We start from the raw sequence: 13,270 nt of genomic DNA, 5'->3' as shown, positions 1-13,270 counted from the left end.
CCCGGGCGGTGGGGGGCCCCCCGGCCCCCCGGCCCCAACTGGGGTTAGTCCCCAACCCCGGGGCGGGCGGGGGGGGCGCCCCCGCGGCGCCCCCCCCCCCCCCCGCAGCGGGGTGCGCGTCGGGTCGGCGCGTCGGGTCAGCGGGTCACCAGTCGCCGCCGCCACCGCCGAAGTCGCCGCCACCGCTCCAGTCACTGCCGCTGAAGTCCCCGGCGTTGAAGTCCGCCCCGGTGAAGTCGCCGCCCTCGTACTGGTCCTGGTAGCCGTGGTGGCCGCCCTCCATCATCGGCGCCGCGGCGTAGGCCGGGCTGCTGATCATCGAGCCGAGCACGGTGCCGACCAGCAGACCGGGCAGCAGGCCGCCGCCGAAGCTGCTGTAGTAGCCACCCGCGTACGGGGCGTAGGCCGGGCCGGCGTTCCAGTACGGCTGCGGGCCGTACTCCGTGTCGACCGTGCGGACGGCCGGGTCGAGGCCGGCGGCGACGCGGTCCGCGTCCGCCTGGCAGACCGGGACGCTGCGGGCGGAGCCGCCGGCCGGGGCCCACTCGACGTCCTTGACGGACGGGCCGTGGCGCGGGTCCATGAAGCACGGGGGACGGCGCTCGGGCAGCGGGCGCTTGTCGCGCCGGGCGGCCAGGGTGGCCAGCGCGAACCGGCCGTCCTCGATCGTCTCGGTGACGACCTTGACGTCCTCGGGCTTCTTGGCCTCGTCCATCAGGCGCTTGGCCTTCTCGTACGACTCGAGCGCGTGGCTGTAGTCGGTGCGCTGGACGTCGTCCGCGTCGGCGGCGCGCGGGTTGAAGTCCAGGCGCTCCAGCTCGACGCCGTAGGCGGTGATGTCCTCGTCGACCACGCGGCGCAGCTGCTCCAGCTCGGCGCGGGCCTGCTCCTCCTTGCGCTTCTTGGCGCGGCGGAAGAGGAAGAAGACACCGGCACCGGCCAGCACGAGCAGCACGACCGGGATGACCACCCAGGCGATCGAGGTGCTGTGGTTCACCCCGCTGCCCTTGGTCTGCGGGGCGGCCTGGTCGACGAAGTCGTTCAGGGTCGCGTTGATGTCGCCCTTGTCGGCGCGGGCGACGGCGCCTCCGATCCGGTCCGCGACGCCGACGCCCATGGCGCCGCGGTCGGAGCGGGCCATGAAGCCGCCGGTGCCCCGCCAGACGCCGTAGACGCCGTCGATGCCCACCAGGGTGCGCAGATCGGTGAGGATGGTGTCCTTGTTGGCGCTGTCGGGGACGACCGCGATGAAGATCGGCTTGTCGGCCTTCTCGATCTTCTTGGTCAGGGCGTCCGCCTGCGCCTGGCTGAAGCGGTCCAGCATCGTCGGGGCGACGTAGACCTGGCCCTTCTTCAGGGTGGCCGCGGCGTCGCTCAGGCCACCGGCCGCGGAGGCCGCCGGGGCGAGCAGAAGCAGAAGCCCGAGCAGCGTCGCCGCGACCACGGCGAGCGGCCCGGTGCCCCGGGAACGTCGAGCAAGGGTTCTCATAACACCCGACGCTACCGCGACCGGCGGCGAAGCACGCCATACCCTTCGCATACTGGTGATGAAGGGATTCCCCGCCGGACGCCGGGGCCGTCCCCTCCTCGGGGATGAGATTTCCCCCAAGTCACCCTGAAGCGGACTGCCGCCGGGAACCGCGGCAGGCGGCCGGACGTACGTCCCGGCAGGCCCGGAGCGGTCGGAGGGGGTGTCCTGACCGTATCGTGCGGACGGGCATAGTGGTCCCGGACCGCGGGTCCATTACCCGCTCTTGACCCACCGCCCCTCGTGGCCCCAACCCCTCTGATCGGAGCGCTCGGTGATCATCGGCCTCGTCACCGCCGTGGCGGCATCCGCCTGTTACGGCACCGGCTCGGTCCTGCAGGCCGTCGGTTCCCGGCGGTCCGCCCGCGAGGAGGCGGCCAAGGGCGCCTCCACCGCCACGACCGAGCACGGCGGGCCGAGCCTGTCCTCGACTGCGAAGGCCGCCGTCACCTGGGAGTTCATCCTCGGCACGGTGCTCGACCTGATCGGCTTCGGACTCGGCGCGCTGGCCGCCCGGCTGCTGCCGCTGTTCCTCTCCCAGACGATCATCAGCGCCAACCTGGTGATCACCGCGGTGCTGAGCATCAAGCTACTCGGCATCCGGCTCAAGCAGCTGGAGTGGGCGTCGATCGGCGTGCTCTGCTCGGCGCTGGTGCTGCTGGCCGTCTCGGCCGGCCCCGAGGGCGGCCACCACGCGGAGATGTCCTTCCACTGGTGGCTGCTGATCATCACCACCGTCCTGCTGGTCGGCGGCGGCCTGCTGGTGCGGCGGATGGGCTCGAAGGGCGCGATCGTCGCAGGCCTGCTCTCCGGCCTCGGCTTCGGCGCCCTCGGCGTCGGCGTGCGCATCCTCAACGGCGTCGAGCCGTTCGAGCTCGGCGGCCTGCTCTCCGACCCGGCGCTGTACGCGATCCTCATCGGCGGCCTGGGCGGCATGTACGTGCACACGGTCGCGCTGCAGATCGGCTCGGTGAACGGCGCGACGGCCGCCCTGGTGGTCGGCGAGACGGTGCTGCCCGGCGCGGTCGGCGTGCTGTGGCTCGGCGACTCCTCCAAGTCCGGCCTCGGCTGGCTCGGCGTGGCCGGCTTCCTGCTCGCGGTGGTGTCCGCCGTCGGCGTCGCCTACTTCGGCCAGGGCGACCACGGAGCCCTCGGGGACGCGGCCGACCAGCAGCCCGAACTCGCGCACAAGTAGCGCCGCCCGTCAGCCCCCGCTGCGCTCCCGCGGCACCCGCTGGCAGCGGGGGCAGAAGTAGCTGGAGCGGTTCATCCACGCGGCCCGGCGGATCGCCGTACCGCAGCGGCGGCAGGGCTCGTGCTCGCGGCCGTACGCGTCGAGGTCCCGCGAGAAGTAGCCGCTCTCGCCGTTCACGTTGACGTACAGGCTGTCGAAGCTGGTGCCGCCGACGGCCAGCGCCGCGGTCATCACGTCCCGGGCACTGGCCAACAGCACGGCCGCCTGCGCGCGGGTGAGCGTCGCCGTCGGCCGGTCGTAGTGCAGCTTGGAGCGCCAGAGCGCCTCGTCGGCGTAGATGTTGCCGACACCGCTGATCAGCGTCTGGTCGAGCAGCGCGCGCTTGACGGTGGTGCGCTTGGCGCGCAGCGCGGCCGTGAAGGCGTCGTCGTCGAAGCGCGGGTCGAGCGGGTCGCGGGCGATGTGCGCGATGGAGACGGGTGTGCCCTCCGGGTCGCCCTCCTCGGCCTCCTCGACCGCGAGGCCGCCGAAGGTCCGCTGGTCGACGAAGCGCAGTTCGCGTCCGCCGTCGGAGAAGCGCAGCCGCACCCGCAGGTGCGTCTCGTCGGGCACCGACGGGGCCTGGACGAGGAGTTGGCCGCTCATCCCGAGGTGGCCGATCAACGAAAAGCCCGAGCCGGTGCCGGCCAGCGGCAGCCACAGGTACTTGCCGCGGCGCTGCGCGGCGCCGAGCGTCGTCCCGGTGAGCCGGGCGGCGAAGTCGGCGGCACCGGCGGGCTGGCGGCGCACCGCGCGCGGGTGCAGGACCTGGACGTCGGAGACGGTCCGCCCGGCGACCCAGTTCGCCAGTCCGCGGCGGACCACCTCGACCTCGGGAAGTTCGGGCAAGGCAGCATTCCTCCTGCGGAAAGGGACCGGCAGGAGGAAGGCTACTGCCTCGTCACGCGCCGGCGGGCAGCCGGTCTGCGTACTTCTCCTTGATCGCGCGCCAGGCGCTCTCGGCGGCCTTCTGCTCGGCTTCCTTCTTCGAACGGCCGACGCCGCTGCCGAAGTCCTGGCCGGCCACGCGGGCCACCGCGGTGAAGGTCTTCTCGTGGTCCGGACCGGACTCCATGACCACGTACTCGGGCACGCCGATGCTCACCGAGGCGGTGAGCTCCTGCAGGCTGGTCTTCCAGTCCAGGCCCGCGCCCAGCTGAGAGGACTCCTCGATCAGCGGGTCGAACAGGCGGTGGACGAACTCGGTCGCCGCGTCCAGGCCCTGGTCCAGGTAGACGGCGCCGATCACGGCCTCGACGGTGTCGGCGAGGATCGACGACTTGTCGCGGCCGCCGGTGCCCTCCTCGCCCTTGCCGAGGCGGATGAAGACGCCCAGGTCGAGCCCGCGCCCGACGTCCGCGAGCGCGCGGGAGTTGACCACCGCGGCGCGCAGCTTGGCGAGGGTGCCCTCGGGGACGTCCGGGTGGACGCGGTAGAGGGTGTCCGTCACCACGAGGCCCAGCACCGAGTCGCCGAGGAACTCCAGGCGCTCGTTGGTGGGCAGCCCGCCGTTCTCGTACGCGTACGAGCGGTGGGTCAGGGCACGCACCAGAAGGGCGCGCTCGAGCGTGTACCCGAGGCGCCCTTCCAGGACGTCGTATTCGGTCGAAGCCGGCCCACCGGCCTTGCCACCGCCCGAAGGACCCTTCGGGGCGGAGGACGCCTTGCGGGTGGAGTTACCGTCCGACATCGATCCGTGCACCCCGCCGATCAGACCGAGAGGACCTGGCGGCGGTTGTACGTGCCGCAGCTGGGGCACGCGATGTGGCCGAGCTTCGGCTCGTGGCAGCTGTCGCACGCCACGAGGGCCGGAACGACGGCCTTCCAGTTGGAACGGCGGTGGCGCGTGTTGCTGCGCGACATCTTCCGCTTCGGAACAGCCACGGCTACTTCTCCTGGTTCTCGGCGGCACCCTCACGGGTGTCGCTGTTCTTGATCCCGTCACCCTCGTCGCCGGGGGCGGCGGAGAGTCCCTGCAGAGCCGCCCACCGGGGGTCGGCGGCGTCGTGGTGGTGGGCCGGGTCGTCGCTCAGGCGCGCTCCGCACTCGGAGCACAGGCCCAGGCAGTCGTCCTGGCACACCGGCTGCAGCGGCAGTGCGAGCACCACCGCGTCACGCAGCACCGGCTGGAGGTCGAAGAAATCGCCCTCCAGGCGGTAAGTCTCTTCTTCCGAGTCCTCGTCGAGGTCCTCGGTCCCGGTGGTCCGGGCGCGGTGACGCTCGTCGGACTCCGGGTAGTAGTACAGCTCCTGGAAGTCCACGTCGATGTCGAACTCGACGGGCTCCAGGCACCGGACGCACTCGCCCTCGACCACGGCCTCGGCGGTGCCGGTCACCAGCACGCCCTCGACCACGGACTCCAGGCGGAGCTCCAGCTGGACCTCGCTCTTCTCCGGCACGCCGATCACGTCGATGATGCCGAAGCCCTCGGGGGCCTCCAGGGTGCGGGACACCTTGCGCATCGACCCCGGACGGCGGCCGAGCTCGTGCGTGTCGAACACGAGGGGGTCGCGGTGGTCGAGGCGGTTCAAGGTGTCCTGACTTCCATGGAAGGTGATCGGTGGGGCCCCATGTGCGGCGGCGCCCCGAGGGCAAGCCGAGCGTCCGACATGGAGGGGCCGGAGTGGTCAGACTACCGGAGTCTCCCGCCAGGCCCAACTTCGGTCCCGGAGGAACGCCCCTGGACCGGTGTTCAGCGCCCGCCGAGCTCCCGCAGCCTGGTCATGTCGATCATGCTGGTGTCGAAGAAGCTCGTCTCGTCCAGCCCGGGCTGCTGCTGGGGCACGACCGGCGGGGCGGCGGGCTGCTGCGGGTAGCCGTAGGCGTCGTACTGCTGCGCGCCGTAGCCCTGTTGCTGCTGCGGATAGCCGTAGTCGGCGTGCTGCTGGCCCGCGTAGTCCCCGTGCTGCTGCTGTTGCGGGTACCCGCCCGTGGCGTCCTGCTGCTGGGCCCACTGGGCCGCGTACGGGTCGCCCTGGGCGGCCGGGTCGAAGCCGCCGCCGTACACCTCGGCGTACTGCCCGCCCTGCTGCTGGGCCGCCGCCGCGTACTGGTCGGCGCCGGGGTTCTGCCAGCCGGCCGCGGCCGGGGTCTGCTCCGGCCAGCTCTGCTGCTGCGGCACGTCCTCGCGGTACCAGGCGAGTTCCTCGCCGTCGCCCTCGGCGGCGAAGCCCGCCGCGACCGCCTCGGCCCGCTCCTTGGCCTGCTGCGCCTCGTCGGCGGCGGCCAGGTAGGCGCCCAGCTCGTCGATCGGCCGCTTGCCGAGGAGCTTGTCGCGGCCCTTGCCGACGGCCTCCAGGGTCGCGCTGAGCACGTTCTCCAGGGTGGCGAGCTTCACATCGACGTACTCGTCGACCTCGGGGCTCGGGCTGACCCGCTGCGGCCGGAACTCCTCGCCGTCCGTCTCGCCGTCGTACTCGTTCTCGAAGACGCTGGAGTCGCCGCGCAGCTTGGTCCGGCCGCGGCCGACGGCGCCGAGCGTCTTGGTCAGCACGACCTCGAAGTTGGCGAGCTTGCTGTCCACGTAGTCGTCGGCCTCGGCCCGCTTGGTGTCCACGTCGGAGCGCGCCTCGGCGAGGATCCGGTCGGCCTCGGCCTGGGCCCGGCGGACCACCTCGGTGTCCGAGATCAGCGAGCCGCGCTCGGCGTGCGCGCCCTGGATGATCCGGTCGGCCTCGGCCTGGGCGCCGGCCACCACCTGCTCGTGGTCGGCCATCACCGACTGCGCCTGGGCCAGTTCGGCGGGCAGGACCGCCTTCAGGTCGTTGATCAGGCCGATCAGCTCGGCCCGGTTCACCACGCAGGAGGCCGACATCGGCATCGAGCGCGCGTTCTCGATCGCCGCCACGATCTCGTCGACCTTGTTCTGCACGTCCACGGGGCTTCGTCTTTCCGTGTGCCGCCGACGGTCCGGCGGAGGCAGGCCCGGCGCGGTGGACCTCACCGCAGGGCAGGAATACAGACTGTACGGCCACTGCGGGGCACGGTCACAACGCCCGAACCGGGCCGGGCCCCCGGGGGATCCCGGCGACACGGACAAACCATGACGAAGCGGTAGGAAGGGAACGGCCGGACTACTGCTCGGCCTTGCGCTCCGCGATCCGCTCGACCAGCCGGCGGTGCACCGTCTCCGGCAGCAGGTGCGAGACGTCGCCGCCGTACGAGGCCACCTCCTTGACCAGGGTCGAGGACAGGAAGCTGTACGTCGGCGAGGTCGGCACGAACAGCGTCTCGACGCCCGTCAGCCCGTGGTTCATCTGGGCCATCTGCAGCTCGTAGTCGAAGTCGCTGACGGCCCGCAGCCCCTTGATGATCGCGGGGATGCCGCGCGCGCGGCAGTAGTCCACCAGCAGGCCGTGGTGCGACTCGACCACCACGTTCCCGAACTCCGCGGTGACCTCCTCGATCAGGCCGATCCGCTCCTCGACGCTGAACATGCCGCGCTTGCTCCGGTTGATCAGCACCGCGACGTGCACCACGTCGTAGAGCTTCGAGGCCCGCCCGATGATGTCGAGGTGGCCGTTGGTGATCGGGTCGAACGAACCGGGGCAGACGGCTCGGCGCATGGCGTTTGTGCTCCCTCGTGGGGTGACGGCTGCTGCGGGCCTCGGCCCGCTACTCGTGCTGGCGGGCGGCGGCGCGACCGTACCAGAGCGTGCCCTCGCCGTAGCGGCGGGAGCGCAGCACCTCGAAGCCGTCGGGCCAGCCGAACTCTCCGCCGCGGGTGCTGCGCTCCACGGTGACGAGTGCGTCCGCCGCGAGCCAGCCCCCGGCCAGGAGTGTGATCAGCATCTCGCGCAGCTCGTCGTCCGTGACGGCGTACGGAGGATCGAGGAACACCAGGTCGTACGGGGCCTGCGGGGGCGGCCCGGCGATCACCTTCTCGGCCTTGGCGGCCTTCAGTTCCGCGCCCGGCAGGCCGATCGTGCGGACGTTCTCGCGGATCACCCGGGCCGCCTGGCCGTCGGCCTCGACCAGCAGGACGTGATCGGCCCCCCGGGACAGCGCCTCCAGGCCGACCGCGCCCGATCCGCCGAACAGGTCGAGCATCCGGCTCCCGTGCAGGGTGCCGCGCAGCGCCTCCAGGGTGGAGAACATCGCCTCACGGGCCTTGTCGGAGGTCGGTCGGGTGCCCCGGCCTGGCGGTACGGCCAGCCGGCGGCCGCCGGCCGCTCCGGCGATCACGCGGGTCATGGTGGTGGGAGGTCCTTTCGTCGCTGCCCGACCACGCTACCCGCCCCGAGCCGCAGGGGAGCGCCGACCGTCGGCGCCGGGCCCGAGCGGACCGGAGGCCAGTGGGCGAATAGCAGCGCGGCCCCCGCCGGGCGTACCGGCGGGGGCCGCGGGGGCACCGCCTAGCTCGCCTCGGAGCCCGTCGACTGCGCCGGGACCGCCGCGCCGAGCAGGGCCGGCGAGGCGTAGCGGGACCAGGACAGGCAGCCGTCGGGCGGGCAGAACTCGGGGCGGCGCGGGTCGTGCCCGAGCTCGCGCAGCTTCGTGCGGACGGAGTCGGGCGTGCGGCCGAAGCGGGCGGCGATCCGGGCGACGGTCTCGCCGTCGTGGAAGCGCCGGACCAGTTCCTCCTCGTGCTGCGGCACCCAGGGGGCGCCGTGGCCGGGGTACAGCTCGCGCAGCACGTCGCGGTCGGGGATGGGCTCGGAGACGTCGGCGACGATCGCCAGCGCCCGCAGCGCGCGGTTGAGCGCGATCCGCAGCGAGGCGACGTCCTCGACCGGCAGGCGGAGCTTGCCCGAGGCGAGCGGCGCGGCGGCCGCCCCCTCGCGCCAGCCGGTCAGGGTGAGGGTGACCTCGCGGTCGTCGTCGCTGGCGAGTTCGATCCGGAAGACCTTGTCGCCCAGCGGGAGCTCGTTGAGATGACGGAATGCCATGGCAGGACCCCCAAGTGTCGCGCCAGGTACGCACCTTGAGGTGCGCCCTGAACACCTTCATTCTCTCGCGGGGGTCTGACAATTCCCGGGCCGCGCGGGACCGCCCGACCGGCCGGGGCCGGCCCGCTCAGCCCTTCTCCATGTAGGCCGCGCGGTCCTCGTCGATGAGGCTCTCCAGCGCGGTGCGCAGCTCCGGGTGGGCGGCGAGCTCCGGGTCCTCGGCGACGAGCCGGGTGGCCTCCGTCCGGGCGGTGAGGATGACCTCCTCGTCCTCCAGTACCGAGAGCACCTTGAGCGAGGACTTCACACCGGACTGCGCCTGGCCCAGCACGTCGCCCTCGCGGCGCTGTTCGAGGTCGATCCGGGACAGCTCGAAGCCGTCCAGCGTGCCGGCCACGGCGTCCAGCCGGGCCCGGGCCGCGCTGCCCGCGGGCATGTCGCTGACCAGCAGGCACAGGCCCGCCGCGCTGCCGCGGCCGACCCGGCCGCGCAGCTGGTGCAGCTGGGAGACGCCGAAGCGGTCGGCGTCCATGATGACCATCGCGGTGGAGTTGGGGACGTTGACGCCGACCTCGATCACGGTGGTGGCGACCAGGACGTCCACCTCGCCCGCCGAGAACCGCCGCATCACGTCGTCCTTGGCCTCGGGCGCGAGCCGGCCGTGCAGGATCTCCACCCGGAGGCCGCTCAGCGGGCCCTTCACCAGCTTCTCGGCGGTCTCCACCACCGAGAGCGGGGGCCGCCGTTCGTCGCTCTGGGCACCGGCGTCGGCGATGTCCTCGAAGTCCTCCTCGGCCGCCTTCCGCTTCTTCCTGGCCCCGCTGCTCGCTGCCGGGGCCACCGGCTCCTCGTCCCCGATGCGGGGGCAGACGACGTACGCCTGGTGGCCCTTGCCGACCTCCTCGCGGACCCGCTCCCAGGCGCGGGTGAGGAAGTTGGGCTTCTCGACCGCCGGGACGACGTGGGTGGAGATCGGGGAGCGGCCGGCCGGGAGCTGGTCCAGGACGGAGGTCTCCAGGTCCCCGAAGACCGTCATCGCGACCGTGCGCGGGATCGGGGTGGCGGTCATCACCAGCAGGTGCGGCGGCTGGTCGCCCTTGGCGCGCAGCGCGTCCCGCTGCTCGACGCCGAAGCGGTGCTGCTCGTCGACGACGACGAGGCCGAGGTCCTGGAACTGGACCTTGTCCTCGATCAGCGCGTGGGTGCCGATGGCGATCCCGGCGTCCCCGCAGGCCATGTCGAGCAGCGCCTGGCGGCGGGCCGGGACGCCCATCGAGCCGGTGAGCAGCACGACCCGGGTGCCGAGGTCGGAGCCGCCGATCATGCCGCCCTCGGCGAGGTCGCCCATCATCTCGACGATCGAACGGTGGTGCTGCTGGGCGAGCACCTCGGTGGGCGCGAGCAGGACGGCCTGGCCGCCGGCGTCCACCACGGCGAGCATCGCGCGCAGCGCGACCAGCGTCTTGCCGGAGCCCACCTCACCCTGGAGCAGCCGGTGCATCGGGTGCTCGCTCGCGAGGTCGGCGGCGATCTCGGCGGACACCTTCCGCTGCCCCTCGGTGAGGGTGAACGGCAGCCGCTCGTCGAACGCGTCCAGCAGGCCGCCCTCACGGGCCCGGCGCGGCTTGGCGGGCAGCGCGGACTCGGCGGCCCGGCGCTGGGCGAGGGCGACCTGGAGGACGAAGGCCTCGTCCCAGCGCAGCCGGCTCTGGGCGCGCTCGCGGTCGGCCTGGCCGCGCGGGCGGTGGATCAGCTCCAGGGCCTCGGGGAGCGGGATCAGGTCGTGCCGCTCGCGCAGTTCGGCGGGCAGCGGCTCGCCGACGTCGCCGAGGTGCTTGGTGAGCGCGGTGTCGATGCAGATCGACAGCTTCCAGCTGGGCATCTGGGCGCTCGCGCCGTACACCGGGATGAGGCGGCCGGCGAACTGCTGCGCGGCATCCGACCCGGCGTCCTCGTCGAGCAGCTGGTAGTCCGGCGAGACCAGCTGGCGGGTGCGGTTGAAGACGTTGACCTTGCCCGCGAACAGGCCCTGGGCGCCGGACCTGAGCTCCTTCTGCCGCCAGCCCTGGTTGAAGAACACCAGCGAGAGCCGGCTTCGGCCGTCGGTGACGACGACCTCCAGCCGGTCGCCCTTGCGGCCGCGGAACGGGATGAGGGTGACCTTCTCGATCCGGGCCAGCACGGTGACGTGCTCGTCGACCTCCAGCTCGTCCAGGCTGGTGAGCTGGCCGCGTTCGACGTAGCGGCGGGGGTAGTGGTGCAGGAGGTCCCCGACCGTGCGCAGCTTGAGGCTGTCGGCGAGCACCTTCGCGGTGCGGTCGCCGACGAGCTTGGTCAGTGGTTCATCGAGAGCGCCCATCAGGCCCTTGTTTACACCAAAGCGCCGACAGACCGGGCCGCTCCGCGGGCCCCGTCCGGCGCCTACTCGACCCCGATCAGCAGCGGGGCCGCCTCCCGGCCGCCGTGGAAGACCACCGTGTCCACCTCGGGCCGGCCCTGGCGCACGTGCGCGACGAGGTGTTCGGCGAGCGCGTCGTCCGCGCCCTCGCCGAGGATCAGGGTGACGAGTTCGCCGCCCGCGCCGAGCATCCGGTCCAGCACGCTGGCCCCGACCTCGGCCGGGCCGGCGCCGATCACCGCGACGTCCCCGTCGATCAGGCCGAGCACGTCGCCGGCCTGGCAGACCCCGGCCATCGTCCAGGACTCCCCCTCGGCGACGGCGAGTTCGGCGTAGCGGGTGGCCCCGGCGGCGGAGGTCATGGCGACCACGTCCTCGTCGAAGCGGCGCCCGGCCTCGTGCACCGCGAGCGCCGCGAGCCCCTGCACCGGCGAGCGGGTGGGCAGGACGGCGATCCGCACGCCCTCCTCGCGGAGCTGGTCGGCGGCGGCGCCGGCGGCGGCGCGCAGTTCGGGGTCGTTGAGCAGCAGGACGACCTCGCGCGCGCCCGACCTCCGGACGGCGGCGGCGAGTTCGGCGCTGGCGGTGGGGCGGTCCGGGTCGGCGCGGAGCACGACGGCGCCGGCCTGCTCGCAGAGTTCGGCGAGGCCCTCGCCGCACACCACGGAGAGCACCGCGCGGGCCGGTTCCTCGCGCTCGCCCGGCTCGGCGGCGGCGCCGGAGCGGGCGGCGGCCTCGGCGAAGTGGGTGATCCGGATCTGGTGCGGCCGGCCGGCCCCGATGCCGGCCTCGACGGCGGCGCCGGCGTCGTCCACGTGGACGTGCACGTTCCACAGGCCGTCGCCGCCGCCGATCACGAGCGAGTCGCCGAGCCCGCCGAGCCGCTCGCGCAGCGCGGGCAGGGCGTCGTCGGGGGCGTCCAGCAGGTAGATGACCTCGAAGGCGGGGTGGCCGGGGCCGGGCGGCCTCATGCGGGCCTCGCAGCTCTCCAGCGCCCGGACGTCCCCGCGCAGCGCGACCGGTCCCATCGGCTGGTGCCCGGCGACGGCGTCGGCGAGCGCGCCGAGGACGGCCACCAGGCCGCGCCCGCCGGCGTCGACGACCCCGTTCTCGGCGAGCACGGCGAGTTGCTCGGGGGTGTGCCGCAGCGCGTCCCTGGCGGCCCGGTACGCGGTGTCGGCGACCTGCGCGAGCCCGTCCCCGGCCCGGACGGCCTCCCGGGCGGCGACCCGGGCGACGGTCAGCAGCGTGCCCTCGACGGGCTCCGCGACGGCCTGGTAGGCGGAGTCGGCGGCCCGCTGGAGGGCGGCCCGCAACTGGTCGGCGCCGCCGCCGTCGGCCAGCGTCTCGGCGGTGCCGCGCAGCCACTGGGCGAGGATCACGCCGGAGTTGCCGCGGGCGCCGACCAGCGCGCCGCGGGCCATCGCCCGGACGGTGTCGGCCAGGCCGGGGGCCGGCTCGGCGGCCGGGTCGGCGAAGCGGCTCTCCACCTCGGCGGCGGCGGACTCGACGGTCAGGTAGAGGTTGGTGCCGGTGTCGCCGTCCGGGACGGGATAGACGTTGAGCGCGTCGATCTCCTCGCGCGCCTGGCCGAGCGCGCGCAGGGCGAGCTGGCACCAGGTGCGCACGGCCGGGGCGTCGAGCGTGTGCAGCACCAGGTCTCCTCCGGATGGGACGCCGCGATGGCCTCGGGTCGAACGGCGAGGGGCGATACCGGCAGGTTATCGGGGGCCGGGAGGGGTCGCCCGGGCCATCGGCCGGAGCGATCACCCGGGCGGTCATGGTAGTTTCGTTGAACGGGAGCAAGCGTTGTATGCTCTTCCGGTTGCCTGGAACAATCCGGGCGCACCCCCCAGGTCGGTCCGGTTCACGCGAGTGTTCCGGTGTTCTGGTGGGTTGTCGAACGTAACTGATCTGAAGTCTTGGAGTGACTCCTGTGGCTGCCAACTGCGACGTCTGCGGCAAGGGGCCGGGCTTCGGCAACAGCATCTCCCACTCGCACCGCCGTACCCCCCGTCGTTGGAACCCCAACATCCAGACGGTGCGCGCTGTGATTGGGCGGACGCCGAAGCGGCTCAACGTCTGCACCTCGTGCATCAAGGCCGGTAAGGTCTCGCGCTGACGCGCAGACCGGCATGCCGGTCCTCCAGTGGATGTTGGTGGTGGGGGGGGGGAAGGGAGGGGCACAAGAGATGTGATAGGAGGGGAGGGACAAGGAGAAA

The 13,270-nt window shown here is 73.1% G+C and carries 13 protein-coding genes; 2 read left to right on the top strand and 11 right to left on the bottom strand.

The window, feature by feature from the left end; all coding sequences use genetic code 11:
• Positions 1-145: 145 nt before the first annotated feature.
• Positions 146-1,489, bottom strand: a complete 1,344-nt coding sequence (locus ACFV4F_RS21225; RefSeq protein WP_380504525.1) for a hypothetical protein — start codon at positions 1,487-1,489, stop codon at positions 146-148.
• A gap of 313 nt (positions 1,490-1,802) precedes the next feature.
• Between ACFV4F_RS21225 and ACFV4F_RS21220 the strand changes: the two genes are divergently transcribed.
• Positions 1,803-2,723 carry a hypothetical protein gene (locus tag ACFV4F_RS21220; protein WP_380445659.1) on the top strand — a complete coding sequence of 307 codons (921 nt, stop codon included), beginning with the start codon at positions 1,803-1,805 and terminating at the stop codon, positions 2,721-2,723.
• 9 nt (positions 2,724-2,732) lie between these two features.
• On the opposite strand, the gene mutM is transcribed toward ACFV4F_RS21220, so the two are convergent.
• The 10 genes from mutM to ACFV4F_RS21170 all read right to left on the bottom strand — a co-directional run bounded on the left by mutM (position 2,733) and on the right by ACFV4F_RS21170 (position 12,703).
• The gene (gene mutM, locus ACFV4F_RS21215; RefSeq protein ID WP_380504522.1) at positions 2,733-3,611 is read right to left on the bottom strand and encodes a bifunctional DNA-formamidopyrimidine glycosylase/DNA-(apurinic or apyrimidinic site) lyase; all 879 of its coding nucleotides are present in this window, start codon (positions 3,609-3,611) and stop codon (positions 2,733-2,735) included.
• A 52-nt stretch (positions 3,612-3,663) separates the two neighbouring features.
• Complete coding sequence (gene rnc / locus ACFV4F_RS21210) at positions 3,664-4,452, bottom strand: ribonuclease III (RefSeq protein WP_380445662.1); 789 nt, start codon at positions 4,450-4,452, stop codon at positions 3,664-3,666.
• Positions 4,453-4,472: 20 nt separating this feature from the next.
• Positions 4,473-4,646: a 50S ribosomal protein L32 gene (gene rpmF / locus ACFV4F_RS21205; protein WP_188303282.1), complete on the bottom strand. Its 174-nt coding sequence runs from the start codon at positions 4,644-4,646 to the stop codon at positions 4,473-4,475.
• A 2-nt stretch (positions 4,647-4,648) separates the two neighbouring features.
• Complete coding sequence (locus ACFV4F_RS21200; RefSeq protein WP_380445663.1) at positions 4,649-5,293, bottom strand: YceD family protein; 645 nt, start codon at positions 5,291-5,293, stop codon at positions 4,649-4,651.
• A gap of 161 nt (positions 5,294-5,454) precedes the next feature.
• On the bottom strand, positions 5,455-6,639 hold the full coding sequence (locus tag ACFV4F_RS21195) for an ATP synthase F0 subunit B (protein WP_380445664.1): 1,185 nt from the start codon (positions 6,637-6,639) through the stop codon (positions 5,455-5,457).
• A gap of 196 nt (positions 6,640-6,835) precedes the next feature.
• Entirely contained in the window at positions 6,836-7,327 is a 492-nt protein-coding gene (gene coaD, locus ACFV4F_RS21190) for a pantetheine-phosphate adenylyltransferase (protein WP_380445666.1), read from the bottom strand.
• Positions 7,328-7,376: 49 nt separating this feature from the next.
• Positions 7,377-7,955, bottom strand: coding sequence for a 16S rRNA (guanine(966)-N(2))-methyltransferase RsmD (gene rsmD, locus ACFV4F_RS21185; RefSeq protein ID WP_380445667.1), 579 nt, complete (start codon positions 7,953-7,955; stop codon positions 7,377-7,379).
• Positions 7,956-8,116: 161 nt separating this feature from the next.
• Complete coding sequence (locus ACFV4F_RS21180; RefSeq protein WP_329929722.1) at positions 8,117-8,650, bottom strand: hypothetical protein; 534 nt, start codon at positions 8,648-8,650, stop codon at positions 8,117-8,119.
• 127 nt (positions 8,651-8,777) lie between these two features.
• Positions 8,778-11,009 carry an ATP-dependent DNA helicase RecG gene (gene recG, locus ACFV4F_RS21175; protein ID WP_380504519.1) on the bottom strand — a complete coding sequence of 744 codons (2,232 nt, stop codon included), beginning with the start codon at positions 11,007-11,009 and terminating at the stop codon, positions 8,778-8,780.
• A 62-nt stretch (positions 11,010-11,071) separates the two neighbouring features.
• A complete protein-coding gene (locus ACFV4F_RS21170) occupies positions 11,072-12,703 on the bottom strand; it encodes a DAK2 domain-containing protein (RefSeq protein WP_380445669.1) in 1,632 nt (543 codons plus the stop codon).
• A gap of 281 nt (positions 12,704-12,984) precedes the next feature.
• Here ACFV4F_RS21170 and rpmB point away from each other — a divergent pair, with 281 nt between their 5' ends.
• Complete coding sequence (gene rpmB / locus ACFV4F_RS21165; protein WP_014138233.1) at positions 12,985-13,170, top strand: 50S ribosomal protein L28; 186 nt, start codon at positions 12,985-12,987, stop codon at positions 13,168-13,170.
• The last annotated feature ends 100 nt before the right edge of the window (positions 13,171-13,270 follow it).

Source organism: Kitasatospora sp. NPDC059722 (genome assembly GCF_042733235.1).
Taxonomy (GTDB): Bacteria; Actinomycetota; Actinomycetes; order Streptomycetales; family Streptomycetaceae; genus Kitasatospora.
The sequence above is the reverse complement of the archived record's forward strand: the minus strand, read 5'-3'. Positions and strand labels throughout refer to the sequence as shown.

Coding starts and splice junctions, on each gene's coding strand:
- ACFV4F_RS21225 (WP_380504525.1), bottom strand. CDS start 1,489: ATGAGAACCCTTGCTCGACGTTCCCGGGGCACCGGGCCGCTCGCCGTG.
- rnc (WP_380445662.1), bottom strand. CDS start 4,452: ATGTCGGACGGTAACTCCACCCGCAAGGCGTCCTCCGCCCCGAAGGGT.
- coaD (WP_380445666.1), bottom strand. CDS start 7,327: ATGCGCCGAGCCGTCTGCCCCGGTTCGTTCGACCCGATCACCAACGGC.
- rsmD (WP_380445667.1), bottom strand. CDS start 7,955: ATGACCCGCGTGATCGCCGGAGCGGCCGGCGGCCGCCGGCTGGCCGTA.
- ACFV4F_RS21180 (WP_329929722.1), bottom strand. CDS start 8,650: ATGGCATTCCGTCATCTCAACGAGCTCCCGCTGGGCGACAAGGTCTTC.
- recG (WP_380504519.1), bottom strand. CDS start 11,009: ATGGGCGCTCTCGATGAACCACTGACCAAGCTCGTCGGCGACCGCACC.